Consider the following 209-nt stretch of genomic DNA (forward strand, 5'->3'; position numbering starts at 1 on the left):
CATGGAAGCAGCCACCTTAAACGCCATCTCGTTGGAGTCGACGTCGTGGTAAGAACCGTCAAAAACGGTTGCTTTCAGGCCGATCAGCGGATAGCCGGCAACAACACCGTTCTTCATCTGCTCTTCGATACCCTTCTGGATAGCCGGGATGTATTCCTTAGGAACAACACCACCAACTACTTCGTTCACGAATTGCAGACCTTCTTGAC

The 209-nt window shown here is 50.7% G+C and carries 1 protein-coding gene; it reads right to left on the reverse strand.

The features are described 5' to 3' along the window. Nucleotides 1-209 (reverse strand): hypothetical protein (locus tag IV40_RS10505; RefSeq protein WP_201782522.1); only part of this gene is annotated, 209 nt, incomplete at both ends.

The organism is Lactobacillus selangorensis (assembly GCF_001437205.1).
In the GTDB taxonomy this organism is placed as follows: Bacteria; Bacillota; Bacilli; order Lactobacillales; family Lactobacillaceae; genus Paralactobacillus; species Paralactobacillus selangorensis.